Source organism: Sphingomonas naphthae, from assembly GCF_028607085.1.
Taxonomy (GTDB): Bacteria; Pseudomonadota; Alphaproteobacteria; order Sphingomonadales; family Sphingomonadaceae; genus Sphingomonas_Q; species Sphingomonas_Q naphthae.
This window is the reverse complement of sequence record NZ_CP117411.1, coordinates 1,066,104-1,092,250: the sequence shown is the minus strand read 5'-3', so window position 1 is coordinate 1,092,250 and position 26,147 is coordinate 1,066,104. Positions and strand designations below refer to the sequence as shown.

Sequence of the window (26,147 nt, the reverse complement as noted above, 5' to 3'; positions counted from 1 at the left end):
CGGCGGAGGCCGGGGTCTCAGGCGATGTGCGGAACCGTTGCCCCGAGCCTCCTGAGACCCCGGCCTTCGCCGGGGTGACGGGTTTGCTTGAAGTTTACTTCCCCCGCAGCGTGTTCAGGAACGCGATCCCCAGCACACCCGCCAGCGCCGCCGTGGCGAACGGGCGGGCCTTGGCGAAGCCCTTGGCCTGCTCGATCAGCGGGGCGGATTTCGCCAGCAGCGCGTCGCGGGCGGCCGCGATCTTCTGCTCGGCGGCCGTGGGCTCGGCCGTCGTGGTGGTGTCGGTAACGGGGGTGATCGCTTCGCTGGCCATGGATGGTCCTTCCGTGTGAGCCGGTTACGGCACACAAACGCAAAGCGCGCGAAACGGAGCCATAACAATCGGGCGGATCAGCTCCGCCCGACGATTTCCCGCTACATCTCGCCGCGCTGGCGGCGCAGCGCGTAGAATTTCTGCACGTTGGAATTGTGCTGCGCCAGCGTGTCGGCGAACACATGGCCGCCCTTGCCGCTGGCGACGAAATAGAGCGCCTTGCTGGGCGCCGGATCGAGCACCGCCGCGATCGATTCGCGGCCCGGATTGGCGATCGGCCCCTGCGGCAGCCCGGCCATGGCATATGTGTTGTAGCCGTTGACCGCGTTCAGTTCGGAGCGGCGGATGCGGCGGCCGAGCGGGCGGCCCCTCGTGATCGGGTAGATCGTCGTCGGATCGGCCTGGAGGCGCATCCCCATGCGGAGGCGGTTGGAATAGACCGCCGCGACCAGACGGCGTTCCGACGCGACGCCGGTTTCCTTCTCGACGATGGAGGCGAGGATGATCGCCTCACGCGGGGTGGTGACGACCGTGGTGGGATTGCGCTTGTCCCACAGCTCGGCGAGCGTCTTCGTCATCGCCGCCTGCATCCGATCGAGCACGTCGGCGCGGGCTTCGCCCTTCTCGAAACTGTAGCTGTCGGGCAGGACGCTGCCCTCTTCGGGCACGTCGGTCTCGCCCTCCAGCAGCGGCTCGGAGCGGAGGCGATCGACGACCATGACCGAGGGCATGCCTTCGGGAATGGTCACCAGCCGCTGGAGCGTCTTGCCGTTCTGGAGGAGCGTCAGGATTTCCTTGCCGCTCGCCTCGACCGGAATCTCGAACTCGCCCGCGCGGATCGGCTTGGACGGGCCCAGATGGCGCGCGAAGCGGAGGAAGCCCGTGGTCGAGCGGATCGCGCCGGCCTTCTCCAGCGCGCGCGCCGCGCCCGCCAGCGTCGAGCCGGCCGGGATAGTGACTTCCTTCGCCTCGTCGAGCGGGCCGGGGCCATACCAGTCGCGCCATGCCGGATAGCCGGCGACGGCGGCGGCGACGACGAGCGCCGCCGCCACGATCAGCGCGACGGCCGCGCCCTTGCGAGAGGTGCGGCGCCGCGCCATCGGGTCAGTCGACGGCCTTGAGGATCAGGCTGGCGTTGGTGCCACCGAAGCCGAAGCTGTTGTTCAGCACCGCCTTCACCTGCCGCTTCTTGGCGACGTGGGGCACCAGATCGACGCCCACGCAGCTGTCGCTGGGGTTATCTAGGTTGATCGTCGGCGGAACGATCTGGTCGCGGATGGCGAGGATGCAGAAGATCGATTCGACCGCGCCCGCGCCGCCCAGCAGATGGCCGATCGCCGATTTGGTCGAGGACATCGACACCGTCTCGATCGCGTCGCCGAACAGGCGGCGGACCGCGCCCAGTTCCAGCTCGTCGCCCATCGGGGTCGAGGTGCCGTGGGCGTTGATGTAATCGATATCGGACGGCGCCATGCCGGCTTTCTTGAGCGCCATCTGCATCGATCGGAACGCGCCCGAGCCTTCCGGGTGCGGCGCCGTCACATGATAGGCGTCGCCCGACAGGCCATAGCCGACGACCTCGGCGTAGATTTTGGCGCCGCGTGCCTTGGCATGCTCATATTCCTCGAGCACCACCACGCCCGCGCCCTCGCCCATGACGAAGCCGTCGCGATCCTTGTCATAGGGGCGGCTGGCCTTTTCGGGCTCGTCGTTGCGGGTCGACAGCGCCTTGGCCTGCGCGAAACCGGCGATGCCGATCGGGCAGATGGCGCATTCGGCGCCGCCAGCCAGCATCACGTCGGCATCGTCCATCGCGATCATCCGCGCGGCATCGCCGATCGCATGCGCGCCGGTCGAGCAGGCGGTGACGACCGCGTGGTTCGGCCCCATCAGGCCATATTTGATCGAGACCTGGCCCGAGATCAGGTTGATGAGGCGCCCGTGGACGAAGTGCGGCGAGACGCGGCGCGGCCCCTTGGCGGCGAGCACCAGCGATTCGCTCTCGATGCCCGGCAGGCCGCCGATGCCCGAACCGATCGAGCAGCCGGCGCGGAACCGCTCCTCCTCGCTCATCTCGGTCAGGCCGGCGTCTTCCAGCGCCTGGCCGGCGGCGTCGATGCCGTAGATGATGAACGGATCGACCTGGCGCTGGACCTTGTAGTCCACCCGCTTGTTCGGATCGAAGCCATATTCATGGTCGGCGGGCTTCACCTCGCACGCGATCTTGCAGATCTGATCGGACGGATCGAAGCGGGTGATGGTGCCGGCGCCGGATTTGCCCGCAAGAATGTTGGCCCAGGCGGTCTCGACATCCGCACCCAGCGGCGTGACGAGCCCCAGTCCGGTCACGACTACGCGACGCATGGGCGGTCTCCTTCTTCCATTCTCTTTATGCCGCCCCGTCGCGGATATAGCCACTTCGGGGCGGGGTTCTTTCGCATCATCAGAAACCAGAAGCGGCCCCCCGGCATGTCGCCGGAGAGCCGCGCAGCCGGTCGACGCTGGAAGGGCTCAGCCCTTGTTGGCGTCGATGTAGCTGATGGCATCCTTGACGGTGCTGATCTTCTCGGCCGCGTCGTCGGGGATTTCCACGCCGAACTCTTCCTCGAACGCCATTACCAGCTCGACGATGTCGAGGCTGTCGGCACCCAGATCGTCGATGAAGCTCGCTTCCTCGGTGACCTTGTCCGCCTCGACGCCGAGATGCTCGACAACGATCTTCTTCACGCGCTCTGCGGTGTCGCTCATGCTGTAGCCTTTCCGTGCCTTAAACCTTTGAACGCGCCCTAGCCGCGCCACGGGAGGCGCGCAAGAGTGTGACGGGCGGGACCACTCTCCCGATCCTCCCCTGCAAGGGGAGGGGGACCAGCCGCAGGCTGGTGGAGGGGTGACCCGCTCGCGATGGCGGGATACCCCTCCGTCAACCCTGACGGGCTGCCACCTCCCCTCGCAGGGGGAGGGTTTTGTCAGATCATCGCCATGCCGCCGTTGACGTGCAGGGTCTGCCCCGTGACGTAGCCCGCCTCCCGGCTGGCGAGATACACCACCGCCGCGCCGATATCGCTGCCCGCGCCCAGATCGCCCGCGGGGATCTTCGTCAGGATGGCGGCCTTCTGCTGTTCGTTCAGCCCGTCGGTCATCGCCGAGCGGATGAAGCCGGGGGCGACGCAATTGACCGTGATCGAACGGCTGGCCAGTTCCTGCGCCAGGCTCTTGGACATGCCGATCAGCCCCGCCTTCGACGCGGCATAATTGGCCTGCCCCGGATTGCCGGTGACGCCGACCACGGAGGTGATCGAGACGATCCGGCCGAACCGCTGCTTCATCATCGGCCGGGCGGCGGCGCGGATCAGGCGGAACGCGGCCTCCAGATTGACCGAGATCACCTGATTCCACTCGTCATCCTTCATCCGCAGGATGAGATTGTCCCGCGTGATGCCGGCGTTGTTGACGAGAATATCGAGCCGCCCGCCCAGCGCCTCGACCGCGCGGGGCACGAGACCGTCCACCTCGGCCGGATCGGAGAGGTTGCAGGCGAGCGTGACGGGCTCCCCGGCGAGCCCCGCCGCCACCTCGTCCAGCACGCCCTGCCGCGTGCCCGACAGGGCCACCTTGGCGCCCTGCGCCGCGAGCGCTTTGGCCGTCTCCGACCCGAGCCCGCCGGATGCGCCGGTCACCAGCGCGGTCATGCCTGAAAGGTCGAACATGCTTTTCCTCTCAATGGTTCAGGCGGAGGGGCGGCGATGAGGAAGGACGGTGATCGTTGACGATCCGCTTCAGCCCTTCCTTCAGCGTGGCACCACCGAAGTTGATGAGCAGCCCTACGGGCTGATGGGTAAGACGCAAGTAGGTGAGCAATTGTTTGGCGTGGACGGCGGTGAGGCGCTCGACCGACTTGATCTCGACGAGCAGCCGACCATCGACGAGCAGATCGATGCGAAAGGCGGCGTCGAAGCGCAGGCCTTCGAAAGCGATATCGACCGGGTGCTGGCGGGCGACGGTGTAGCCCATGGCGGTGAGCTTGCTCGCCAGCACCATCTCATAGACGCTTTCGAGCAGGCCGGGGCCGAGATCACGGTGCAGGCGAAGGGCGAGGTCGATCACGTCGCCGGTGATGGTGTCTATGTCTGCCATCGGCGTTTTCTCCGGGGGACGGCTGGGAATTTTTGTTCGCGCGGAGACGCGGAGGCGCGGAGAGAAGAAGGGAGAGTGAGAAGTGAGAGAGGAAGATGAGTTATCGGGACGTGGCTCATCGGTCGTTGCCTGTATCTCGAACGTTGGGGGAGCCACGTCCCAATCAACCTTCCTTCTTCCCCTCTTCTCTCCGCGTCTCCGCGTCTCCGCGTGAACAAACCCTTCTTCTCAAAGCCCCTTCAGCAGCGCCTCGATATCGTCCATCGTCACCACGCTCACCGGCGTCACTTCCGGGGCGGTGCGCTTGACCATGGGGCCGAGCACCTTGCCGCCGAATTCGACGAACTGGTCGACGCCTGCTTCCGCCATCGCCGCGACGCTTTCGCGCCAGCGGACGGTGCCCGTCACCTGTTGCACCAAAAGGGCGCGGATCGTGTCCGGGTCGGCCACGGGGGCGGCGGTGACGTTGGCGTAGACGGGGACGAGCGGGGCGCGCAGGGCGACGTTCGACAGCGCCTCGGCCATGGCGTCGGCGGCAGGCTGCATCAGGGGGCAGTGGAAGGGGGCGGACACGGGCAGCAGCACGCCGCGCTTGATGCCGTAATCCTTCACCATCGCCACCGCGCGCTCGATCGCGCCGCGATGGCCGGAGATGACGACCTGACCGGGATCGTTGTCGTTGGCGACGGTGCAGACCTCGCCCTCGGCGGCCGCGTCTGCCAGCGCCTGCGCCTTTGCGAGATCGGCGCCGAGCAAAGCGGCCATCGCCCCCTGCCCCACCGGGACCGCCGCCTGCATCGCCTGGCCGCGCAGCTTGAGCAGGCGGGCCGTGGTGGTCAGGTCCAGCGCCTGCGCCGCGCACAGGGCGCCATATTCGCCCAGGCTGTGGCCCGCGACATAATCGGCCTTGTCGGCCAGCCGGATGCCGCCTTCCTTCTCCAGCACGCGCAGGGTGGCGATGGCGTTGGCCATGATCGCGGGCTGGGCGTTTTCGGTGAGGGTGAGATCGCTCTCCGGCCCCTCGGTCATCAGGCGGAAGAGGTGCTGGCCGAGCGCGTCGTCCACCTCCTCGAACACCGCGCGGGCGGTGGGGCTGGCCTCGGCCAGCGCCTTGCCCATGCCGACCGCCTGACTGCCCTGGCCGGGAAAGATGAATGCACGCATCGAAATCACCTCGATCTGGAAGCGGATGCGCGTAGAAAGATGGACGCCGGCTTGCAAGCACGGCCCGAGCGGAACGCGGTTTCCCGCCGTGCGCTACGGATAAATATATCGGAGCAGGAGCCAAACCCTATGTCCATTCGCAAGATGATCGCGTCGCATCCGCTGGCCAAGGGCCACATCAACGAACCGATGGCCGAGGCGGCCAAGCATGCGATGTATTGCGCGGTGATCTGCACCAGTTGCGCGGACGCCTGTTCGGCCGAGCCGATGGACATGACCCAGTGCATCCGCACCTGCATGGATTGCGCCGACATCTGCACCGCCGCCGCCCGCGCCGCGACCCGCCAGACCGGCGAGAATGCGGCGATGCTCAAGGTGCTGCTGATCGCCTGCGCCGACGCCTGCGACATCTGCGCGATCGAATGCGAAAAACACGATCACGACCATTGCCGCCGCTGCGCGGAAATGTGCCGCGAATGCGCGAACGATTGCCGCGAGGCGCTGGCGACCTTGGGGTGACGGTCCGGCGAGTCGACCTTCACGCCGATCGTTCGCCCGCGACCTGACGACCGCCGGGCGCTGGACCGGTCACGGCGAAGGCCGTGATCGGCTCAGCGCCCCGCCACCGCCAGCACCGACAGGCTGAGCGTCCGCACCGCCGTGCCGATCGTCGCCTTGTGGTCCGGCGCGAAATAGGGGGAGTGGTTAGTGGGGAGCGGCTCGCCCTTCGCCTGGGCGGCGGCGATGGTGGCCGCGTCGTAGCCGCCGATGAAATAATAGACCGAGGGGACGCCCGCCTCGACATAGGCCGAATAATCCTCGCTGGCGGACCAGCCGGGGGCGGTGGCGGGCTGGGTGTCGATGCGGTCGCCGCCGGCCGCCGCCAGCACCGCGCCCACCTTTTCGGCCAGCGCATGATCGTTCACCACCGCCGCCGTGCCGGAGACGTGGGTGATGACGGGTTCGGGCGCGCCGGCCATCGCCGCCGACGCCTTCGCGGTGCGCTCGACACCCTCGCGCAGCATCGCCCGCACCTCGGGCGTGAAACTGCGGAGCGAGAGTTTCAGCTCGGCATTGTCGGGGATGATGTTGCCGACGGTGCCCGCCTGGAAGCTGCCGACCGTCACCACGCCGAAGGTGCCCGCTTCCTTCTGGCGGCTGACGACGCTCTGCACGTCGCTCACGAAATGGGCGCCCATCACGATCGGGTCGATCGTGGCCGAGGGGATCGATCCATGGCCGCCGCGCCCCTTGAACAGCACCGTCAGCGCATCCGAATTGGAGCTGGCGACGCCATCCTTCAGCAGCACCGTGCCGGCCGGATCGGCGCGCACATGCACCGCGAAGCCGACATCGGGTTTCGGAAAGCGGGTGAACAGCCCGTCCTTCAGCATCGCCCGCGCGCCCTGCACCGTCTCCTCGGAGGGTTGCGCCACGAACATCACCGTGCCCGACCACTGCGCCTTCATCGCGATCAGCACCTCGGCGGTGGCGATCCAGGCGGTCATGTGATTGTCGTGGCCGCAGCTGTGCATGGTGAAGGTCGTCTTGCCGTCGGCCGTCTGCTGCTGGCGGCTGGCGTAGGGCAGACCGGTCTTCTCCTCCATCGGCAGGCCGTCCAGCTCGGTGCGGAGCAGGATCGTCGGGCCGGGGCCGTTGCGCAGGATGGCGACCACGCCGGTGCCGCCGACCTTCTCGGTCACCTCGAGCCCGAGTTTCTTCATCCGCGCCGCCAGCACGCCCGCCGTGCGGACCTCGTGGAAGCCGGTTTCGGGATGCTGGTGGAGATCCACGTAGAGCGCATCGAGCGCCGCCCAGTTCTTCGCCACCTGCGCGTCGATCGCGGCGCGCGCGGCCGGCGGATCGAGCGCCAGCGCGGGAGTGGCGACGAGAGCGGCGGCGGCGAGGAGGAAATGCTTCATGGGCCGCAGGCTATCAAGCGCGCCGCCCGCCCGATAGCCTTACTTCCGCGTCTCGAACGCCATCCGCACCGCCAGCCCGCCCAGCACGGTCGCCATCAGCCAGCGCTGCACCGTCATGAAGGCGGGCTTGCGCGCCAGCAGGCGGGCGATGCTGCCCGCCGAGGCAGCGATGGTGCCGTTGGTGGCGACGCTCACCGCGATCTGGGTGGCGCCGAGCAGCAGCGACTGGCCGAGGACGTGCCCCAGCTTGGGATCGATGAACTGCGGCAGCAGCGACAGATACAGCACCGCCACCTTGGGATTGAGCAGGCACGTCAGCAGCCCCATCACATACAGCTTGCGTGGCCCGTCGGCCGGCAGGTCGCGCACCTGGAAGGGCGAGCGCCCGCCCGGCCGGATCGCGTTCCACGCCATCCACAGCAGGTAGAGCGCGCCCGCGATGCGCAAGGCGTCATACGCCAGCGGAATCGCCAGCAGCAGCGCGGTGATGCCGAGCGCGGCGGCCACCATGTAGATCAACAGCGCCGTCGCGACACCGACCAGCGAGATCATCGCCGCCCGCGTCCCCTGCGCGATCGAGCGCGACACGAGATACAGCATGTTGGGCCCCGGCGTGACGACCATGCCGAAAGCGACCAGCGCGAAGGCGATGATGGTGGTGGCGTGCGGCATGGGCGTCTCCCCCTACGGATGACGCCCCCTGCCCCAGCGCGGGTTTACAGGCAATGCGCCGGATCAGCGGTTCACCAGCTTGGGCGGCAGCGAATAGACGATCAGGCAGCTGACGCAGAGCGAGCCCGAGAAGATCAGGAGCGCGCTGGCCGGGCTGCCCGTCAGTTCCAGCGCGAAGCCGGTGATCGAATTGCTGACCAGGCCGGCGATATTGGCCAGCGAACAGGCGAGCGCGAAGCCCGCCGCCGCCGCCGGGCCGGTGAGGAAGGTCGCCGGAAGCGTGAAGAAGACCGAGATCGTGCCGGTCACCATCATCATCGCCACCGCGAAGCAGATGACGATCATCGCGACATTGTCGAGGAAGAGCGTGCTGGTCGACAGCGCGACCGCCGCCACGAGGAAGGGCACGATGATGTGCCAGCGGCGTTCGCGATATTTGTCCGAACTGGCCGAGAGCAGCAGCAGCCCGGCGATGCCGGCCATGCTGGGAATGGCGCAGAGGAAGCCGATGCGGACCAGATCGGTCTCGCCCGCGCCCCGGATGAAGGTCGGCAGCCAGAAGCCCATCGCATAGGTCGCCAGCAGGATCGAGAAATCGATGCCGCCGAGCAGCCAGACGCGCTTGTTGAGCAGGCCGTCGCGAAAGCGGTGGAGGCCGGGCGGGGCTTGCCGCACGTCATGCGCCAGTTCGTCGGCGAGGAAGGTCTTTTCCTCCGGGCTCAGCCATTTGGCGGCAGTGGGCGATTTGGGAAGGTAGAAGAAGGCGATCAGACCGAGGATGACGCTGGGCATCGCTTCCAGCAGGAACAGCCATTGCCAGCCGCTCCAGCCGTTCAGCCCATGCATGTCCTGCATGATGATGCCCGAGATGGGGCCGCCGAACATGGTGGCGATCGGGCCGCCGAGCATCAGCAGGCCGATCACGCGACCGCGCCGCCACGAGGGGAACCAGGAGGTGAGGTAATAGAGCACGCCGGGCAGGCCGCCCGCTTCGGCCATGCCGAGCAGGAAGCGCAGGACGTAGAATTGGGCAGGCGTCTGCACGAACATCATCAACCCGGACATGATGCCCCAGGTAATCATGATCCGCCCGATCCAGAGCTTCGCGCCGACGCGGGCAAGGATGGCGTTGCTGGGCACCTCGAACGGAATGTAGCCGAGGAAGAAGATGCCGGCGCCGATGCCGTAGACCGCGTTGCTGAACTGCAACTCGTCCAGCATCTGCAATTTGGCGAAGCTGACGTTCACCCGATCGAGCGACGAGGTCATCAGGCACAGCCCGAGGAACGGGATCAGCCGCAGCATGATCTTGGTATAGATCTTCAGCTTGCCCACAGCCGGGACGTAGGGGGCGGACGCCGTAAGTTCGCTCTGCATCGTCGGCCTCGTGATCGGTGCCAATAACCCGCCCCGACCGCCATCGCGAGCCGGGGCACCCTGGCCCCTCCAGCGACGATCAGCTCGACATCCCCTTTATATTATGGGTGCAGGCTAGCCCGATATCGGGGGCAGGCAACCGCCCCGGCAGCCGCCCGCCGACAAATCAGGAATGTGATAGCGGGGCGGCCATTCCGCGCGATTTCGCGACCGTCATCAGCCGGTCGAGCAGCTCGGCCTTCCGCTCGATGAAGCGATCGCCGTAGGAGGAAATGCCGATCGCCAGCGCCGGCGCGTCACCGTTGCCGGGCAGCAAAGTGGCCAGCTGATAGGAGCGGAAATCGTTCACCAGCCGGCTGGTATAGGCATAGCCCAGTTCGCGCGCCCGCTCGACCGCGACGGCCACCGTATCGATGCCGACGCCGTAATCGGCCGAATCCTTGTCGGATCGGGCGCGGTGGACGAGCATCCGCATCTCCTTGTCGCTCTTCAGGCTCAGCATGATCTGGCCGAAGGCGGTGGTGCAGATCGGGCGGAGGATGCCCAGCGGGACATAATAGACCTTGTCCGGATCGGCGCTCTGGAGGACGTAGATGTAGCGGACGAAATGCTTGTACTGTTCGGCGAGCATCACGCATTCGCCGGTTTCCATGTGCAGCTGTTCGATCAGCTGGAGGATGTCGTTCGCGACCCCTACCCGTTCCGGCCGCCACGCGCCGATCAGCGAGAGGCGCAGCGACGGCGCGTAGAGGCGGGTGGCGGCATCATAGCTGAGGTAACCGAGCGACACGAGGCTGCGCAGGAGCATCGAGGTGCTCGACTGCGGCAGATCGAGATTGATCGCGATCTCGCTCGCGCTGGCGGCGCGGCGGTATTCGGTGAAGAATTCAAAGACCTGCAAGGTTCGCTGCGCCGACTTGACGACCGTCTTTTCATAGGCCGCGTCGGAAAAGCTGACGTATTGATAGTCGTGATGGATCTTGTGGCCGTTGCGGTCTTCCAGATCGCCATCGTGCAACTGGTGCGCGCGATAGGTGACGGAAGAAGGATTGGGCGGCGGCGCGTCATAGAAAGTCGCCGCCACGACCTGTTCGGTCGCCGACGGCATGGAAGCGCCGAACCTGGTGTCAACGTCCGAAATTCGATGGGCCATATGCCCCTCCTGCTAACGGCTGTGCACCGCCTTGCAGGCTCCCTCCCCGGATATTCGGTCACACCGTCATCACCGCCCCAGGCGATTCGGTTTCGATCCACAATGAAGCTATCCTCTTTTCGATGACTGTCAAATAACCGTCATCGATCAGTGGCGGCTTTCCGCGCGAATCCGGGCGATCGTGGCTTCGAGGTCGCGCCACGGCGCCTTGCCGGGGGCCTGCCCCGATCGGATGAAGCGGGCGAGTTCGGCGATCTGGGCGTCCGTCAGGTGATGGCGGAAGGCGGGCATCGCGCCGCGCCCCGGATTGGCCGGATCGGCATGGCCATCGAGGATAGACCGGACGAGATTGTCGGCATGATCCGAATGGACGTTGCTGTTGAGCGCCAAGGGGAGCCTCGCGCCGAACAGGTCGGGCGCCTCGGTGAAATGGCACATGGCGCAGGCGCGATCGAACAGACGCGCGCCGGGCGTGTTGAGCGGTTGCAGCGCCGCCTCCCCCGCAGCCACCAGCGCCGCCGCCGGTTGGGTCGCCTCGGGCGTGCCGAGATCGGAGAGGTAGGTGGCCATCGCCCGGATGTCGCTGTCGGGCAGCGCGCGCAGGCCGGCGACGATCGGCGCCATCTGGCCTCCGGCGGGGCCGTGCACGTCCGACGCGCCGGTGCGGAGGTAGGTGTAGAGATCCTCGCGGGTCCACGGGACGGGCGACTTGGAATGGGTGCCCAGCGCGGGCGCCTCCCAGCCCTCGGCGAAGGCGCCGGCCCAGCGGTTCGCGCCCTGGACCTCGCCGCCGAGCGCGTCGCGCGGGGAGTGGCAGGCCGAGCAATGGCCGACGCTTTCGACCAGATAGGCGCCGCGATTCCAGTCGTCCGAGCGGACCGGATCGGCCAGCAGTGGGCCGGGTTTCAGGTAGAGGCCGTTCCAGCCAGCGAGCAGCGGGCGCCAACTATAGGGCGCGGCGAGCCTGGTCTCGGGCGGCTTCGCCTTCACCGCCGGCTGCGCCATCAGATAGGCATAGATCGCCTGGATGTCGGCGTCGCTCATCTTGGTGAAGCTGGTGTAGGGGAAGGCCGGGTAGAGGTGCCGCCCGTCGCGCGAGATGCCGTGGCGCATCGCCCGCTCGAAGGCGGGGTAGGACCAGGCGCCGATGCCGGTTTCCACATCGGGGGTGATGTTGGTCGAATAGACGGTGCCGAAGGGCGTCTCCATCGCGAAGCCGCCGGCATTCTCCGCGCCGCCCGCCGTGGTGTGGCAGACCGCGCAATCGCCGGCCGCCGCCAGCATTCGCCCGCGCTCGATCGTCTCGGCGGAGAAGGTGTCGGCGGCGGGGCGAGGGATCGGGGCGATCGAGGCTTTCACCGGCCACAGGATCGATCCGGCCCCCAGCAGCGCCAGCGCGCCCGCCGCGATCGCCTTCCACGGGCGGGCCTTGGCCTTCTCGACAGGCTCGGGCGCCGGCAACATCGCGGGGCGCGGCTTGCGGCCGAGGCCCTCCAGCACCCGTTCGGGCGTGAGCGGCAGTTCGCGGAAGCGGACGCCGGTCGCGTCATAGACCGCATTGGCGATGGCGGCGGCGCTCGGCACCGAGGCGGATTCGCCCGCCCCCAGCGGCGGATCGCGCGGGCGCGGGATCATCACCACGTCGATCTTCGGCAATTCGGGGAAGGTGAGGAGCGGATAATCGCCCCATTCGCGGCTGGTGACGCCGGCCGCGTCGAAATGGACCTGCTCGCGCAGCACGCGGCTGGTCGACTGGATGACGTTGCCCTGGATCTGGTGGCGGACCCCTTCGGGGTTCACCATCATGCCCGAATCCTGCCCGGCGACGACGCGGGTGACCGCCACCTCGCCGGTGGCCTTGTTCACCTCGACCTCGGCGACCCAGGCCGCCCAGGCCGCCGCCTTGCCCGGCCATGGGCCGTGGACATAGACGGCGTAGCCGAAGCCCTGCCCGCGCACGATATCGGGCGCGATCTCGATCTGGCGGGCGTCGAGCCGTTCCTCCCACTCCGCCCGATCGGCCACGGCGCGGACGAGGGCGATGGCGCGCTCGTCGGTCATGTGGCGCAGGCGATATTCGACCGGATCGACCCCGGCCTCGACCGCCAGTTCGTCGATGAAGGATTCGTGCGCGAAGCTGGTCGGCATCGCCGACACGCCCCGGATGAAGGAGGCGCGCGCGATCGGCGGCATGTCGTGGATGTTGATGCGGAGATTCGGGTAGGAATATGGCGGGATGGCGGTGCGGTCGCCGCCGGTCATCCGATCGACCTGCGGCTCGATCGTGCGGGTCAGCAGCAGCGCCAGCATCGGCGAGATGTTGGACGGGTAGCTCGACTGATAATCATAGGCGAGCGGCGCGCCATCGGCATCGAGGCCGCCATCCACCTCCATCAGCTGCGCGGTGCCCTTGGGCTCCCACATATGCTCCTGATCGCGGGTGAGCTGGACCCTCACCGGGCGGCCGACCGCGCGGGCGAGCAGCGCCGCGTCGGCCGCGACGTCGTCGGCGCCGCTGCGACCGTAGGAACCCGACGCCTCCATGCGGACGATGTCGATGGCGGTTTCGGGCAGGTCGAGCAGCTTCGCCAGATCGGCGCGGAGCATGAGCTGGGTCTGGGTGCCGGACCAGATCGTCAGCCGGCCATCGGCGCCGAACTCCGCCAGCGCGCAGCATGGGCCGATCGAGCCGTGCATCTGATAGGGCCACACATAGGTGCGGGCGAGGCGGACGGCGGCGCCCTCCAGCGCCTCCTCGACATCGCCCTCGTCCACCAGCTTGCGGGTGGTGCGCGGATTGTCGCGGATCGCCTGCGTCGGATTGTTGAGATCGGCGAGATCGTCGAAGGCGCCCCAATCGACCTTCAGCGCGCGCATCGCCGCATCGGCCTGCTCCTCGCGCTCGGCGACGATGCCGATGAAATCGTGGATGACGACCAGTTTCACGATGCCGGGGATGTGCGCGATCGAGGCTTCGTCGACGGAGACGAGCGTGCGGCCGATGAAGGCGCCCACGTCGCGCCCGGCATAGGGCGGGCGGACGACCCGGCCGTGCAGCATATCGGGCAGGCGCATGTCGTGGACGAACACCAGTTCGCCCAGCGCCTTGGCGGGAATGTCGACGCGCGGCGTCGAGCGGCCGACGATGCGGTAATCGTCGGGCGATTTGACCGGGGTGGCGAGGTCCACTTCGGCGACGATCGTCTCGCCCGCGACGAGTTCGGCGAAGCTGACACGGCGGTTGCCGCCGTCCGCGACGAGGATTTCGCCATCCTCGATCGACAGCGCCTCGATCCCGACGCCGAAGCGGGCGGCGGCGCGGGTGAGAAGGATGGCCCGCGCCTGCGCGGCGGCGCAGCGCAGCGGCACGGCGGTGATCTGGAGCGTCTCGCTGGCGGTGGTGGCGCCCTGGTCGGGCGTCCATTCGGTGTCGCCGAGCATCATCGACACCTGCGCGAACGGCACGTCGAGCTCCTCGGCGACGATCTGGGCGAGCGAGGTGCGGATGCCGGTGCCGAGATCGACATGGTTGTTGTAGCCGATCACCCGCCCGTCATCGAGGATCGTCACGAACAATTCGGGCACCGCCATCGTCGCCGAATTGCGGACGATGGCGAGGAGGCCGCCGCGCGCGATCAGATCGGCGCGGGTGGCGGTGGGGAGTTCGGGGTTCCTCATGGCGTGGGCGCCTGCCGCATCGCCTCGGCCGCTTTCAACGCCGCCGCCAGCACCTCGACATGCGATCCGCAGCGGCAGAGATTGTAGCGGAGGGCCTTGCGGATATCGTCCTCGCTCGCGTCGGGCTGGCGTTCCAGCAGGGCCGTGACCGCCATCACCATGCCGTTGAGGCAATAGCCGCATTGCGTGCCGTTCGCCTCGATGAACGCCTGCTGGACGGGGTGCGGGGCGGCGCGGTCGCCCAGCCCTTCGAGCGTGGTGATGGCATAGCCTTCGAGGTTCGCGGCGGGCAATACGCACGCGCGCGCCGGGCGGCGATCGATCAGCACGGTGCAGGCGCCGCACTGGGCGAGGCCGCAGCCGAATTTCGGCCCGTTCAGCGCCAGATCGTTGCGCAGCACGTTGAGCAGGACGGCGCCCTGATCGATCTCCAGCGCATGCTCCGCGCCGTTGACCGTGAGGGTGACGGTATGGGTGCCCCCCGGCCCCCTCACGCCGCCCGCCTCGCGGGGGATTTCCCCTCCCGCTTGCGGGAGGGGTCAGGGGTGGGCGCGCGGCCCGACAGGGTCGCGCTCGCGCCGCTGATGTCGGAGGCCCACCCCCGGCCCCTCCCGCACGCGGGAGGGGGGAAGGATGTTGTGCGCGCCGCCCTCACGCCGGCAGCAGCTCGCGGATGGCATCCTCGATAAAGGCGGTGTCGACCGGATCGGTGCCGGGCGCGCCGGCGCGGTGGCCCCAGACCGATTCGATCACCCGCAATTCGGCGTTGGGCATGTGGGAGACTTCGATCTCGCTATCCTCCGGCGGGAAATAGAGGTCGGTACGCGACGGCATCACGATAGTGCGCGCGGTGATCGCGCCAAGGGCCTTGGCATAATCCCCTCCATAGAGTGGATTGTCGCTGAGGTCCGCGCCCTGCCACGTCTCGACCGAAGCGATGACGTTGTTGGCGTCCCCCCCGCCCTGCGGCCGCTGGCGGCGGATGAAATCCTTGGTCGTGGCATAGCCCTGCGCCAGATGCAGCCCCTGCCGATACCAGGCCTGCGACAGACCCCAGCTATCGAACACCAGCCCCATCCGATCGAAGGCCACGGTCGGCTGGGTTTCATATTCCCCGTCCATGAAGGCGGGGTCCGAGGTCATCGCGCCGCGCACATTTTCGAGGAACACCCAATTATGATGCGCGGTGCGGGCCGAGCCGACGAAGGGCAGGATCGCATCCATGAAATCGGGATAATAAGCCCCCCATTGAAAGGCGATCTGCGCGCCCATCGAGCGGCCGACGATCAGCAACAGGTGCCCGATCCCGAACGCCTCCTCCAGCAGCCGCCGCTGGAGGATCACATTGTCCAGCACCGACACATAGGGAAAGCGCGGCCCGTCCGCCGGCGCCGGCGTGTTGCTGGGCGAGGAGGACAGGCCGTTGCCCATATTGTTGACGACGACGATGAAATATTTCTCGGGATCGAGCGCGCGGCCAGGGCCGATGATCCAGTCGTTGGCCGGATGCTGGCCGCCGAACCAGGTGGGGAAGAGGATGGCGTTGCTCTTGTCCGCATTGAGCGTGCCATGCGTCGTGTAGGTGAGCTGCGCGGCGGGGAGGATCGCCCCGCTCTGCAAGGTCACGTCGCCGAAAGCGTGGACCGTGCCGCTCACGCCGCGAGCGCCGCTTCGAGGAAGGCGGCGGCGGAGAGCAGCCGCGCGTCGTCGTTCTTGCGCGCCACCAGTTGTACGCCGACGGGCAGCCCGGTCGGGCCGGTGCCGGCGGGCACGGTGATGCAGGGCAGGTGCAGCGCGGTCCAGCCGCGGTTGAAGCTGGCGTCGCCGGTGCGCGCCAGTCCCTTGGGCGCCTCGCCGGGGGCCGGCGGGGTCAGGATCACGTCATAATCGCCGAACAGCGCGCTGATGTTGGCGCGGGCGGCGATCGCCTCGGCCTCGGCCTCGGCGAATTTCGCGGCGCTGGCGTGGGCGGCGCGGCCCTCGAGCATGTCGCGCGAGATCGGGGAGATGCGATCGGGAATGTAGAGCCGCTCGTAGGAGAGGCCGGTCGTCATGCCCCAATCCATCATCCGCTCGTGGATATCGAGGAGCTTGTCGTAACCCGGCATCAGCGGGATTTCGGTGACGCTGACGCCCTTGGCGGCCAGCGCGGCGATGGCGCGGTCGAGCGCCTCCTGCGCCTCGGGCAAAGCCAGATGCCACGCCTCGCTGCGGTAGAGCGCGACGGTGGGCGCGGCGGGCGCCGCATCGGGCTCCAGCTCGGGCTTGCCGGTGACGTGGGCGGTGTAGAAGGCCACGTCGCGCACGTCGCGGGCGATAACCCCGATCGTGTCGAAGCAGGCCGCCAGCGTCTTGGTGCCGGTGGTATCGATCAGGTCGTAGCTCGGCTTGTAGCCGACCACGCCGCAGAAGGCCGCCGGGCGGATGGTGGAGCCCGCCGTCTGCGTGCCGAGCGCGATGGGCACGAGCTTCGCCCCCACCCCCGCCGCCGATCCGCTGGAGGAGCCGCCGGGCGTATGTTCGGGGTTGAAGGGGTTCTTCGTCTTGCCGGGCGACATGGCGGCGAATTCGGTCGACACGGTCTTGCCCAGCACCATCGCGCCGGCCGCCCTGGCCATGGTCACGCAGGCCGCGTCATAGGGCGGGCGGAAGCCTTCATAGGCCTTGGAGCCGAAGGTCGTCGGCATGTCGGCGGTGCAGATCACGTCCTTCACGCCGATCAGCGCGCCCTTCATCGGGCCGCCGGGCCCGGCATCGACCGCCTTGGCGGTGGCGATCGCCGCATCGGGATCGAGATGGTGCCACGCGCCGACATCGGCCTCGACCGCGTCGGCGCGATCGAGATAGGAGCGGACCACCGCCTCGACGGTGAAGTCCCCCTTGGCGACGCCGGCGACGGCCTCCCGCGCGCTGATCTCGTACAGCTCGGCCATGATGTGCGCGCTCCCTACCGCTTGAATAACGGGCCGGAACGTGCGGTCCGCCATGCGCCATGGTCAAGCGCGGGGCGGCGCGGCGCCCACGAAATCAAGCATGTGAAAAGTGCGGTTTTCCGCCCTGCCCGCCCCTTCACATCACATCTTTGATAAGTGCGCGCGGTGGCCGCCGAACCATTGAGACTGCCGCCTACCCATGCCTATCCTGCCCGTCAGAGCGGTGCGGACAGGCGGCATCGCACCCGTCCGATCATGCGGAGACGCCCCGATGCCCATCGATATCGACATGGTGAACACCTTCCAGGCCGAACTGGAATTGTGCGGCGTGAAGCCGGGCGTGCTGGTCGGCGTGCTGTCCGAAGGCGAGATCCGCGCCGATTACGCGCAGGCCACGCTGACGGCCGCGCGGATGCTGGGCGGCGAGGCGTTCCACATGAACCTGCCGCTGCGCACCACCGGCCGCTTCGACACGGTCGGCAAGGGGCCGCTGGAGGGCAACACCGCCGTCGTCGACATGATGAAGAAGGCCGATCTGGTGATCGACCTGATCGGCCTGCTGTTCAGCCACGAGCAGAACGAGATCCTTGCCTCGGGCACGCGGATGCTGATGGTGATCGAGCCGCTGCATGTGCTGAAGCAGCTCGCCCCCAGCCCCGATCTGCGCCGCCGGGTGGAACATGCCGGCGATCTGCTAACCCGCGCGAAGGAGTTGCGCGTCACGTCCGACGCGGGCACCGACGTGACCTACAAGCTCACCAAATATCCGGTGCTGACCGAATATGGCTATACCGACACGCCCGGCCGCTGGGATCACTGGCCCTCGGGCTTCCTGCTGACGAGCGGCGACGACGATGGCGTGGACGGCACGGTGGTGATCGCGCCGGGCGATATCTCGATGGTGTTCAACGATTATTTCACGAGCGCCGTGAAGCTGACGATCGAGAAGGGTTACGTCACCCACATCGAGGGCGACGGGCTCGATAAGGCGCTGCTCGAAGGCTATATGCAGAGCTTCAACGATCCGCGCGCCTATGCCGTGTCGCACATCGGCTGGGGCCTGAACGAGAAGGCCGCCTGGCACCATCTGGCCACCACCCGCAACGCCAAATCCCCCGCGATGCGCGGCGCGCCGGAACTGGGGGTCAACGGCCTGTCCTTCTATGGCAACGTATTGTTCTCTCTGGGGCCGAACACCGAGGTGGGCGGCACCAACGACACCGCCTGCCACATCGATCTGCCGCTCCGGAACTGCAGCCTGTTCCTCGACAACCAGACGATCGTGGATCGCGGCGTGATCGTGCCGGAGGAGATGCGCGTTCCGGGGCGGTGACGCTTTCCCTGAAGCGGTGAAGGAAGGGCCGGTGCGGTGAGGCGCCGGCCTTTTTTTGTGCTGGTCGAGCAATGCCGATGCCGATGCCGATGCGGGTTTGATTGGTGGGCAAGATCCTACCCTGCAAGGGAAGCGGGACCATGCGAAGCATGGTGGAGGGGTGACCCGCTCTCGATAGGGCAATACCCCTCCGTCAGCCCTGCGGGCTGCCACCTCCCCTCGCAGGGGAGGATTTCGGTTTCACCGGTCTGTTATCGCCATGGTTAGTCAGCGGCTGCGGTTGTGCTCTGGCGAAGGCCGGAGCCCAGGGTGGCTTGGGGTGTGCTTTGTAACCCTGGGCTCCGGCCTCCGCCGGAGCACAACCGGGGGGGGGGGAGCGTGCGCGTGATGAAAAATAGGATTTGCTGGCGGTATTCAGACGGAAATCGGGAAGAAGCGTTTCGACCGGCGCGTCCTGCCACGGGCATCCGGGCGGACTTTTACAGCATTTTTGCAGGCCGCCGCAGGCCCGCGCTGGGGGTGGTCCGGTGACGGTGGCCCCTTGGGTTTTCGCCCCGAAGAGCTACTGGCCGGTTTGGCTGGGCCGCCTGAAATGTTCGCCGGACCTGTCGCGAAGCTTCGTCATGGTGAACCGGATGACTTCGCGCCGGTCGTTCCGGTGCGGGTCGCCCCGCGCCGGATGCTCGTCTGCACGCCTTGGCCTTTGGCGATTCGACAGCCGCACATGTTTTCTATTTGTTCCTATTTGTCAAGATATTTCTTCATCGCAGTCCCGTGATGGCGGCGGCAGTCGCGAACTCTCGTGCGCATCCCTACATCCCTCCCCATGCTCCACGTCGTCCACCACCCCGGCTACGTCTCGCCCGCCGCGCCGGGCAGCCGCTTCGCGTTCGACAAATATGGACTGGTGATGGAGGCGCTGGGCGAGACCGGCGCCGCCTTCACCCAGCATGCGCCCGCGCTCATGCCCCGTAACTGGATCGAGGCAGTGCATGATCCGGCCTATGTCGAGGAGGTGCTGAGCCTTTCGGTGCCGGCCATCAAGGAGCGGCGGATCGGCTTTCCCGTGACCGAGCGGGTGGCGCGCCGATCGCAGCTGTCGCCGGGCGGCACCTGGCTCGCGGCGAAGCTGGCGCTTGACCATGGCCACGCCGCCAATGCGGCGGGCGGCAGCCACCATGCGCTGGCCGATACGGGTGCCGGCTATTGCGTGTTCAACGATCTCGCCATCGCCGCCCACCGGCTGATCGCGGAGGGCGATGCGGCCCGCATCCTGATCCTCGACCTCGACGTGCATCAGGGCGACGGCACGGCGATGCTGACTGCCGGGCGCGAGGATATCTATACGCTGTCGCTCCACGCCGAACGCAACTTTCCCGCGCGCAAGGCCCGTTCGACGCAGGACGTGCCGCTACCGGACGGGATCGGCGACGCGGCCTATCTGGCGCTGTTGGGCGAGGTGCTGCCGCCGGTGATGGCGGATTTCCAGCCCGACCTGATCCTCTATCAGGCGGGCGTGGACCCGCATGTCGAAGACCGGCTCGGCCGGCTGGCGCTGAGCGACGCGGGGCTGGACGCGCGCGATCGCTATGTCGCGCGGATGGCGCGCATGGCGGGCGTGCCGGTCGCGAGCACGCTCGGCGGGGGCTATGGCGAGGACCGGATGGCGGTGGCGCGGCGGCACGTGCGGTCGATGCTGGCGCTGGCCGAGGCGTATGGCGCCGACTGAACCGCCGTTCCGCCGCTATTCGCAATCCGCGTGCGCGCAGTCCCCGCCGCGTTCCACCTGGAGGGTGGCGTGGCCGATGGTGAAATCCTGTTCGAGCATTCCGGCGGTGTCTGACAGGAAGGCATCCGTCGCGCCCGCCGGCATCACCAGATGCGCCGTCAGCGCCGTTTCGGTCGTGCTGGTGGGCCAGATGTGGATGTGGTGGACATGGGCGACGCCGGGCAGACCGCCGAGGCGGGCGGCGACCGCCTTGAGATCGACGCCGCGCGGCACGCCATGGAGCGAGAGCGCCAGCGAATCCCGCAGCAGCCCCCAGGTCGACAGGAGGATCACCGCGACGATGACGAGGCTGGTGACGGGATCGATCCACAGCCAGCCGGTCTTCGCGACGATCAGCCCGGCGATCACCACCCCGGCCGAGACGCCCGCGTCGGCCGCCATGTGGAGATAGGCGCCGCGGATGTTGAGGTCGTGCTGGCCCCGGTGGAACAGCATCGCCGTCGCCAGATTGACGATCACGCCGATCGCGGCGGTGGCCATCACGACGCCGCCCATCGGCTGCGCGCCGTCCTCGATCAGCCGCCGCACCGCCTCCCACGCGATCGCGCCGCTCGCCAGGATGAGCAACACGGCATTGCCGAGCGCCGCCAGGATCGAGGAGGAGCGCAGGCCGTAGGTGAAGCGCGGCGAGGCGGGGCGCGACGACAGCGAATGGCCGACCCAGGCGAGGATGAGCCCCAGCACGTCGGACAGATTGTGTCCGGCATCGGCCATGAGCGCGATCGAGCCCGCCCAGACACCGGCCAGCCCCTCGGCCACGACGAAGCCCGTGTTGAGCGCGATGCCGATGGCGAAGGCGCGGCCGAAGCTGGACGGGGCGTGGGAATGGCCGTGGTGGCCGTGCGAATGGCCGGCGTGACCATGCGCCTTATGGTCGTGGCCCGAATGGCCGTGACCCGAATGGTCGTGATCGGCGTGAGAATGGCCCGCGTGATCGTGGCCGTGCGCGTTACCCAAAACCGCCGGTCCGTCGATCAGAGCTCGGTGGCGGTGCCGACCTCGAACATGCGATCGACCTCCAGCACCAGATCGCGCAGGTGAAAGGGCTTGGACAGCAGTTTCGCGTCCTTCGGCACCGCGCCGCTCTTGAGCGTCACCGCCGCGAAACCGGTGATGAACATCACGCGCATGTCGGGCGCCAGCACGGCGGCGCGCTGCGCCAGCTCGATGCCGTCCAGTTCGGGCATGACGATATCGGTGAGGAGCAGATCGAACGTCTCGCGCTCCAGCAGGGGCAGCGCCTCGGTCCCGCGATCGACCGCCGTCACCTTGTAGCCGGTCTTTTCGAGCGCCCGCGCGAGATATTCGCGCATCGACGAATCGTCCTCGGCAAGCAGGATGCGAATCATGACTATCCTCTGATCGGCCCGGCCCTTCGACCGGAAAGGCCGCGCGACCCGAGCCACTATGCCTGCGCTTGTTAAAAATTTCCAGCTTTGGATGGTTAGCGCCGGGGTGCCCATGTGGCCGAGGCCCGCTATCATGGCGCTTCGATGACGGGACAGGACGCAACCTTCAGGACGATCGCGCCGGGCGGGCCGGCCCTGCCGCTGCTCGTCGCGGTGCCGCACGCCGGCCAGACCTATCCCGCCGCCGTGATGGCGCGCGCACGGGTGACGCGCCACGCGCTCGAAACGCTGGAGGATCGTCATGCCGACGCGCTGATCGGCGGGCTGGTGGCGGAGGGCGCGACCGCGATCGTGGCGGACGTGGCGCGCGCGGCGATCGACCTCAACCGCGACGTGCGCGATCTCGACCCACAGATGATCGACGGCCCCCTGCCCTGGCCGGCGACGCCCTCCTTTCGGATGCGCTCGGGGCTCGGCCTCATCCCCCGCCGGCTGGCGCGGGAGGGCGATCTGTGGCGGCACCGGCTGGGCGGCGCGGAGGTGGCGGCGCTGGTGGAGCGGGTCCACCGGCCCTTCCACGAGGCGATCACGGCGCAACTGGCGCGGATGCGGGCGGCATGGGGGCAGGCGGTGCTGCTCGATTGCCATTCGATGCCGCCGCTGCCGGAGGGCGGCGCGAAGGTGGTGATCGGCACCCGCCACGGCCGGAGCTGCGCGGCGGAACTGGCGGCGGCGGCGCAGGATGCGGTGACGGCGGCGGGCCTGCCGGTGGCGCTCAACCAGCCTTATGCGGGGGGCTATACGCTCGACCGGCATGGGCGGCCGGAGGATGGGGTGCATGCGGTGCAGATCGAGATGTGCCGGTCGCTCTACCTGCTGCCCGACATGCGGACGCCCGATCCGGCGGGGGTGGCGATGGTGTCGCGGCTGATGCGGGCGATCGGGGTGGCGCTGGTGGAGACGTTGCCGGGGCGGCTGGCGGAGGCGGCTGAGTAGCGATTTAATGGGCTCCCCCAGCGCGTTGCAAATCGCTAGGATCCTCGCATGACACCGCCCGGCTTCACCGGCTCCACCCTCGATCGTGCCGATGCGATCCGCAGTGACCCCGCCGCCATCGCCGCGCTCGCCGCCGATCCCGGCGCGCGGCTGCTGGACCTCGCCGCCTACGAGCCCGTCGCCACCGATGCCGGCCGCCTCGGTTGGGCGGCGATGCCGGGGCAAGACGACACCGCCTTCCTCGGCTTCGTCGATGGCGCGCCCTGCTTCGTCGCCATCCCCTCGCCCGCGCCGGCCGCGCGCCGCACCGCGACGCTGTTCCCGATCCTCGACCGGCTCGTGCCCGAGGATGCCGCCACCTATGCCGCCGCGCGCAGTCTCGCCGACTGGCACGCGCGCCACCATCATTGCGCGAACTGCGGCCAGCCGACCGCGCCGTTCCGCGCCGGCTGGGGCCGCCGCTGCGACGCCTGCCGCACCGAACATTTCCCCCGCACCGACCCGGTCGTCATCATGCTGGCCGAGATCGGCGAGGGCGAGGATGCGCGGGTGCTGGTCGGCCGCCAGCCGGCTTTTCCCAAGGGGCGCTATTCCGCGCTGGCGGGCTTCGTCGAAGTCGGCGAGTCGATCGAGGAGGCGGTGCGGCGCGAGCTGCACGAGGAAGCCGGCGTGCCGACCGGCGCGGTGCGCTATGTCGCCAGCCAGCCCTGGCCCTTCGCCTCCTCGCTGATGATCGCCTGCATCGCCGCGGCCGAGAACGAGGCCATCACGCTCGACACGACCGAGCTGGAGGCCGCCATGTGGGTCACCCGCGCCGACGTCCGCGCTGCGCTCGATGGCGCACCCGACGCGCCGTTCATCGCCCCGCCGCCCTATGCCATCGCCAACACCCTGTTCCGGCGGTGGGTGGCGGGCGCCTAGACCCACGCCTCTCGAACGGGTTGCAAATAAAAACGCCCTCAAAGCGCGCCCATCCCCGCCCCTAGCGTTTCTGTCGTTGCGGCGGCGGGGGAACAAAGCCTAACGACTGCGCATGGCCACTTCCCCCTCGCCGTTCGCCTTCCGCGATTTCCGTTTCTACCTGCTGTCCCGCTTCTCGACGATGCTCGCGCAGAATTCGATGGTCGTGGTGATCGGTTGGCAGGTCTACGATATCGCGCGCGATCCGCTGAAGGGCGCGATGGACGTGCGCGACGCGGCGTTCCAGCTCGGCCTCGTCGGCCTCATCCAGTTCGTGCCGCTCGCCGCCCTGACGCTCATCACCGGCTGGACGGCGGACCGGATCGACCGGCGGATCATCGTCCGCCTCACCGTCTCGCTGGAGGCGCTGTGCGCCGCGATCCTGGCGTGGCACAGCTGGCACGACACCGCGACCTTGCCGTGGATGTTCTTCGTGGCCGCGCTGCTGGGCGTCGCGCGCGCCTTCGCCGGCCCGGCCTATTCGGCGCTCGCCCCCAATCTGGTGCCGCTGCCCGTGCTGCCGCAGGCGATCGCGGTCAGCTCGGTCGCGTGGCAGACGGGCGCCATCATCGGCCCGGCGATGGGCGGCTATCTCTACGCGATCGACCATTGGGTGCCCTACACCGTCTCGATGGTGCTGTGCCTGTCGTCGGTGCTGATGCTCAGCATGATCGGCCCGGTGCCGCGCGCCGTGCTCGATCGCACCGTCCATCCGGTGAAGCAGATGATCGAGGGGCTGCATTATGTCCGCCGCAACCGGCTGGTGCTTGGCGCGATCTCGCTCGATCTGTTCGCCGTGCTGTTCGGCGGGGCGACCGCGATGCTGCCGATCTACGCGCGCGACGTGCTGCATGTCGGCGCCGAGGGGCTGGGGCATCTGCGCGGCGCGCCGGCGATCGGATCCGCGCTGATCGCCATCTGGTTCTCGTTCCGCCCGCTCAAGAACGATGTCGGCGTGAAGATGCTGGCGGCGGTGTGCGTGTTCGGCCTCTCGACGGTGATCTTCGGCCTGTCGACTTGGCTGCCGCTGTCGCTCGGCGCGCTGGCGCTGCTGGGCGCCGCCGACATGGTCTCGGTCTATGTCCGCCAGTCGCTGATCCAGTTGCACACGCCGGATTCGATGCGTGGGCGGGTCGGCGCCGTCTCCGGCCTGTTCATCTCGGGATCGAACGAACTGGGCGAGGCGGAATCCGGCGCGATGGCGGCACTGCTCGGCCCGGTCGCGGCCGTGGTGGCGGGCGGGGTCGCCGCGATCGGCGTTACCCTCTTGTGGTCGCGCATCTTCCCCGAACTGCGCCGCGCCCGCACCTTCGATCCGCCGGAGGTGCCCGAGACTATGGAAGAGGTTCCCGGACAGGAGATCCGCACATGAAGGCGAACACCATCCTCGAAACGATCGGCAACACGCCGCACATCCGCGTCCAGCGCCTGTTCGGCGACGCCGAAGTGTGGATCAAGTCCGAGCGATCCAATCCCGGCGGCTCGATCAAGGACCGTATCGCGCTCGCCATGATCGAGGCGGCCGAGGCCAGCGGCCAGCTCGCCCCCGGCGGCACGATCGTCGAGCCGACATCGGGCAACACCGGCATCGGCCTGGCGCTGGTGGCGGCGGTGAAGGGCTACAGACTGATCCTCGTGATGCCCGAGAGCATGTCGATCGAGCGGCGCCGGCTGATGCTGGCCTATGGCGCCAGCTTCGACCTGACCCCGCGCGAGAAGGGCATGAAGGGCGCGATCGAGCGCGCCGCCGAGATCGTCGCGGAGACGCCCGGCGCGTGGATGCCGCAGCAGTTCGAGAACCCCGCCAACATCGACGTGCACGTCCGCACCACCGCCCAGGAAATCCTGAAGGACTTCGCCGACGCGCCGATCGACGTGCTGGTCACGGGCGTCGGCACCGGCGGCCACATCACGGGCGTCGCGCAGGCGCTGAAGAAGGTGTGGCCCAACCTGAAGGTGTTCGCGGTGGAGCCGACGCTGTCGCCGGTGATCTCGGGCGGCCAGCCGGCCCCCCACCCGATCCAGGGCATCGGCGCGGGCTTCATCCCCGCCAACCTCCACACCGATCTGCTCGACGGCGTGGCGCAGGTCGATCCCGCCGACGCGAAGGACTACGCCCGGCGCGCGGCGCGCGAGGAGGGAATGCTGGTCGGCATCTCCTCGGGCGCGACGCTGGCGGCGATCGCGGCGAAGCTGAAGGACTTCCCCGGATCGCGGGTGCTGGGCTTCAATTACGATACCGGCGAGCGGTATCTTTCGGTGCCGGATTTTCTGCCGGAATAGCCCAGCTCACTGGCGTGCTCCTGCGAAGGCAGGAGCCCAGGGCGGCGGGCGCCGCGCTCTGTAACCCTGGGCTCCTGCCTTCGCAGGAGCA

24 protein-coding genes are annotated in these 26,147 nt (G+C 68.2%); 7 read left to right on the top strand and 17 right to left on the bottom strand.

Translation table 11 applies throughout. The features are described from left to right. Window positions 1-94: 94 nt before the first annotated feature. The 7 genes from PQ455_RS05165 to fabD form a co-directional block, all read right to left on the bottom strand. Window positions 95-313, bottom strand: a complete 219-nt coding sequence (locus tag PQ455_RS05165; protein WP_273689810.1) for a hypothetical protein — start codon at window positions 311-313, stop codon at window positions 95-97. 101 nt (window positions 314-414) lie between these two features. Beyond that, a complete protein-coding gene (gene mltG / locus PQ455_RS05160; protein ID WP_273689808.1) occupies window positions 415-1,413 on the bottom strand; it encodes an endolytic transglycosylase MltG in 999 nt (332 codons plus the stop codon). A gap of 4 nt (window positions 1,414-1,417) precedes the next feature. Then, window positions 1,418-2,677 carry a beta-ketoacyl-ACP synthase II gene (fabF, locus tag PQ455_RS05155; protein WP_273689806.1) on the bottom strand — a complete coding sequence of 420 codons (1,260 nt, stop codon included), beginning with the start codon at window positions 2,675-2,677 and terminating at the stop codon, window positions 1,418-1,420. 147 nt (window positions 2,678-2,824) lie between these two features. Further along, complete coding sequence (locus tag PQ455_RS05150; protein ID WP_273689804.1) at window positions 2,825-3,061, bottom strand: acyl carrier protein; 237 nt, start codon at window positions 3,059-3,061, stop codon at window positions 2,825-2,827. Window positions 3,062-3,279: 218 nt separating this feature from the next. After that, window positions 3,280-4,020: a 3-oxoacyl-[acyl-carrier-protein] reductase gene (fabG, locus tag PQ455_RS05145; protein WP_273689802.1), complete on the bottom strand. Its 741-nt coding sequence runs from the start codon at window positions 4,018-4,020 to the stop codon at window positions 3,280-3,282. A gap of 10 nt (window positions 4,021-4,030) precedes the next feature. Then, on the bottom strand, window positions 4,031-4,447 hold the full coding sequence (locus tag PQ455_RS05140; RefSeq protein ID WP_273689800.1) for a GxxExxY protein: 417 nt from the start codon (window positions 4,445-4,447) through the stop codon (window positions 4,031-4,033). Between the two features lie 228 nt (window positions 4,448-4,675). After that, complete coding sequence (fabD, locus tag PQ455_RS05135) at window positions 4,676-5,611, bottom strand: ACP S-malonyltransferase (RefSeq protein WP_273689798.1); 936 nt, start codon at window positions 5,609-5,611, stop codon at window positions 4,676-4,678. Between the two features lie 129 nt (window positions 5,612-5,740). Here fabD and PQ455_RS05130 point away from each other — a divergent pair, with 129 nt between their 5' ends. Continuing rightward, the gene (locus PQ455_RS05130; RefSeq protein ID WP_273689797.1) at window positions 5,741-6,130 is read left to right on the top strand and encodes a four-helix bundle copper-binding protein; all 390 of its coding nucleotides are present in this window, start codon (window positions 5,741-5,743) and stop codon (window positions 6,128-6,130) included. Between the two features lie 92 nt (window positions 6,131-6,222). Here the strand turns inward: PQ455_RS05130 and PQ455_RS05125 are convergent, their stop codons facing one another. The 8 genes from PQ455_RS05125 to PQ455_RS05090 all read right to left on the bottom strand — a co-directional run bounded on the left by PQ455_RS05125 (window position 6,223) and on the right by PQ455_RS05090 (window position 17,346). Beyond that, window positions 6,223-7,533, bottom strand: a complete 1,311-nt coding sequence (locus tag PQ455_RS05125; RefSeq protein ID WP_273689796.1) for an amidohydrolase — start codon at window positions 7,531-7,533, stop codon at window positions 6,223-6,225. A 39-nt stretch (window positions 7,534-7,572) separates the two neighbouring features. Beyond that, entirely contained in the window at window positions 7,573-8,205 is a 633-nt protein-coding gene (locus tag PQ455_RS05120) for a LysE family translocator (protein WP_273689794.1), read from the bottom strand. Window positions 8,206-8,268: 63 nt separating this feature from the next. Next, window positions 8,269-9,582 carry an MFS transporter gene (locus PQ455_RS05115; RefSeq protein WP_273689792.1) on the bottom strand — a complete coding sequence of 438 codons (1,314 nt, stop codon included), beginning with the start codon at window positions 9,580-9,582 and terminating at the stop codon, window positions 8,269-8,271. A gap of 166 nt (window positions 9,583-9,748) precedes the next feature. Then, complete coding sequence (locus PQ455_RS05110; RefSeq protein WP_273689791.1) at window positions 9,749-10,690, bottom strand: IclR family transcriptional regulator; 942 nt, start codon at window positions 10,688-10,690, stop codon at window positions 9,749-9,751. Between the two features lie 192 nt (window positions 10,691-10,882). Then, window positions 10,883-14,413, bottom strand: a complete 3,531-nt coding sequence (locus PQ455_RS05105; protein WP_273689790.1) for a molybdopterin cofactor-binding domain-containing protein — start codon at window positions 14,411-14,413, stop codon at window positions 10,883-10,885. Then, window positions 14,410-14,907, bottom strand: a complete 498-nt coding sequence (locus tag PQ455_RS05100; RefSeq protein WP_273689789.1) for a (2Fe-2S)-binding protein — start codon at window positions 14,905-14,907, stop codon at window positions 14,410-14,412. Before PQ455_RS05100 ends, PQ455_RS05105 begins: the two co-directional genes overlap by 4 nt. A 157-nt stretch (window positions 14,908-15,064) precedes the next feature. Continuing rightward, the gene (locus PQ455_RS05095) at window positions 15,065-16,069 is read right to left on the bottom strand and encodes an alpha/beta fold hydrolase (RefSeq protein ID WP_273689787.1); all 1,005 of its coding nucleotides are present in this window, start codon (window positions 16,067-16,069) and stop codon (window positions 15,065-15,067) included. Beyond that, on the bottom strand, window positions 16,066-17,346 hold the full coding sequence (locus tag PQ455_RS05090) for an amidase (RefSeq protein WP_273689785.1): 1,281 nt from the start codon (window positions 17,344-17,346) through the stop codon (window positions 16,066-16,068). The genes PQ455_RS05095 and PQ455_RS05090 overlap by 4 nt, the downstream gene beginning before the upstream one ends. 271 nt (window positions 17,347-17,617) lie before the next feature. On the opposite strand from PQ455_RS05090, the gene PQ455_RS05085 reads away from it, so the two are divergent. Together PQ455_RS05085 and PQ455_RS05080 are read left to right on the top strand one after the other, a co-directional pair. Next, window positions 17,618-18,679 (top strand): 2,5-dihydroxypyridine 5,6-dioxygenase NicX family protein, encoded by a 1,062-nt coding sequence (locus PQ455_RS05085; RefSeq protein WP_273689783.1) that lies wholly within the window; start codon window positions 17,618-17,620, stop codon window positions 18,677-18,679. 826 nt (window positions 18,680-19,505) lie between these two features. Next, window positions 19,506-20,408: a histone deacetylase family protein gene (locus tag PQ455_RS05080; RefSeq protein WP_273689781.1), complete on the top strand. Its 903-nt coding sequence runs from the start codon at window positions 19,506-19,508 to the stop codon at window positions 20,406-20,408. A 15-nt stretch (window positions 20,409-20,423) separates the two neighbouring features. On the opposite strand, the gene PQ455_RS05075 is transcribed toward PQ455_RS05080, so the two are convergent. Both PQ455_RS05075 and cpdR read right to left on the bottom strand, forming a co-directional pair. Continuing rightward, on the bottom strand, window positions 20,424-21,425 hold the full coding sequence (locus PQ455_RS05075) for a cation diffusion facilitator family transporter (RefSeq protein ID WP_273689779.1): 1,002 nt from the start codon (window positions 21,423-21,425) through the stop codon (window positions 20,424-20,426). A 17-nt stretch (window positions 21,426-21,442) separates the two neighbouring features. After that, entirely contained in the window at window positions 21,443-21,817 is a 375-nt protein-coding gene (gene cpdR, locus PQ455_RS05070; protein ID WP_273689777.1) for a cell cycle two-component system response regulator CpdR, read from the bottom strand. Between the two features lie 114 nt (window positions 21,818-21,931). On the opposite strand from cpdR, the gene PQ455_RS05065 reads away from it, so the two are divergent. From PQ455_RS05065 to cysK, 4 genes are all read left to right on the top strand, one after another. Next, on the top strand, window positions 21,932-22,813 hold the full coding sequence (locus PQ455_RS05065; RefSeq protein WP_273689776.1) for an N-formylglutamate amidohydrolase: 882 nt from the start codon (window positions 21,932-21,934) through the stop codon (window positions 22,811-22,813). A gap of 48 nt (window positions 22,814-22,861) precedes the next feature. Then, window positions 22,862-23,734 (top strand): NAD(+) diphosphatase, encoded by an 873-nt coding sequence (gene nudC, locus PQ455_RS05060; RefSeq protein ID WP_273689775.1) that lies wholly within the window; start codon window positions 22,862-22,864, stop codon window positions 23,732-23,734. 112 nt (window positions 23,735-23,846) lie between these two features. After that, the gene (locus PQ455_RS05055; protein ID WP_273689774.1) at window positions 23,847-25,145 is read left to right on the top strand and encodes an MFS transporter; all 1,299 of its coding nucleotides are present in this window, start codon (window positions 23,847-23,849) and stop codon (window positions 25,143-25,145) included. Further along, on the top strand, window positions 25,142-26,056 hold the full coding sequence (cysK, locus tag PQ455_RS05050; protein ID WP_273689773.1) for a cysteine synthase A: 915 nt from the start codon (window positions 25,142-25,144) through the stop codon (window positions 26,054-26,056). The genes PQ455_RS05055 and cysK overlap by 4 nt, the downstream gene beginning before the upstream one ends. Window positions 26,057-26,147 lie beyond the last annotated feature (91 nt).

Coding starts and splice junctions, on each gene's coding strand:
- PQ455_RS05165 (WP_273689810.1), bottom strand. CDS start 313: ATGGCCAGCGAAGCGATCACCCCCGTTACCGACACCACCACGACGGCC.
- mltG (WP_273689808.1), bottom strand. CDS start 1,413: ATGGCGCGGCGCCGCACCTCTCGCAAGGGCGCGGCCGTCGCGCTGATC.
- fabF (WP_273689806.1), bottom strand. CDS start 2,677: ATGCGTCGCGTAGTCGTGACCGGACTGGGGCTCGTCACGCCGCTGGGT.
- PQ455_RS05150 (WP_273689804.1), bottom strand. CDS start 3,061: ATGAGCGACACCGCAGAGCGCGTGAAGAAGATCGTTGTCGAGCATCTC.
- fabG (WP_273689802.1), bottom strand. CDS start 4,020: ATGTTCGACCTTTCAGGCATGACCGCGCTGGTGACCGGCGCATCCGGC.
- PQ455_RS05140 (WP_273689800.1), bottom strand. CDS start 4,447: ATGGCAGACATAGACACCATCACCGGCGACGTGATCGACCTCGCCCTT.
- fabD (WP_273689798.1), bottom strand. CDS start 5,611: ATGCGTGCATTCATCTTTCCCGGCCAGGGCAGTCAGGCGGTCGGCATG.
- PQ455_RS05130 (WP_273689797.1), top strand. CDS start 5,741: ATGTCCATTCGCAAGATGATCGCGTCGCATCCGCTGGCCAAGGGCCAC.
- PQ455_RS05125 (WP_273689796.1), bottom strand. CDS start 7,533: ATGAAGCATTTCCTCCTCGCCGCCGCCGCTCTCGTCGCCACTCCCGCG.
- PQ455_RS05120 (WP_273689794.1), bottom strand. CDS start 8,205: ATGCCGCACGCCACCACCATCATCGCCTTCGCGCTGGTCGCTTTCGGC.
- PQ455_RS05115 (WP_273689792.1), bottom strand. CDS start 9,582: ATGCAGAGCGAACTTACGGCGTCCGCCCCCTACGTCCCGGCTGTGGGC.
- PQ455_RS05110 (WP_273689791.1), bottom strand. CDS start 10,690: ATGCCGTCGGCGACCGAACAGGTCGTGGCGGCGACTTTCTATGACGCG.
- PQ455_RS05105 (WP_273689790.1), bottom strand. CDS start 14,413: ATGAGGAACCCCGAACTCCCCACCGCCACCCGCGCCGATCTGATCGCG.
- PQ455_RS05090 (WP_273689785.1), bottom strand. CDS start 17,346: ATGGCCGAGCTGTACGAGATCAGCGCGCGGGAGGCCGTCGCCGGCGTC.
- PQ455_RS05085 (WP_273689783.1), top strand. CDS start 17,618: ATGCCCATCGATATCGACATGGTGAACACCTTCCAGGCCGAACTGGAA.
- PQ455_RS05080 (WP_273689781.1), top strand. CDS start 19,506: ATGCTCCACGTCGTCCACCACCCCGGCTACGTCTCGCCCGCCGCGCCG.
- cpdR (WP_273689777.1), bottom strand. CDS start 21,817: ATGATTCGCATCCTGCTTGCCGAGGACGATTCGTCGATGCGCGAATAT.
- nudC (WP_273689775.1), top strand. CDS start 22,862: ATGACACCGCCCGGCTTCACCGGCTCCACCCTCGATCGTGCCGATGCG.
- PQ455_RS05055 (WP_273689774.1), top strand. CDS start 23,847: ATGGCCACTTCCCCCTCGCCGTTCGCCTTCCGCGATTTCCGTTTCTAC.
- cysK (WP_273689773.1), top strand. CDS start 25,142: ATGAAGGCGAACACCATCCTCGAAACGATCGGCAACACGCCGCACATC.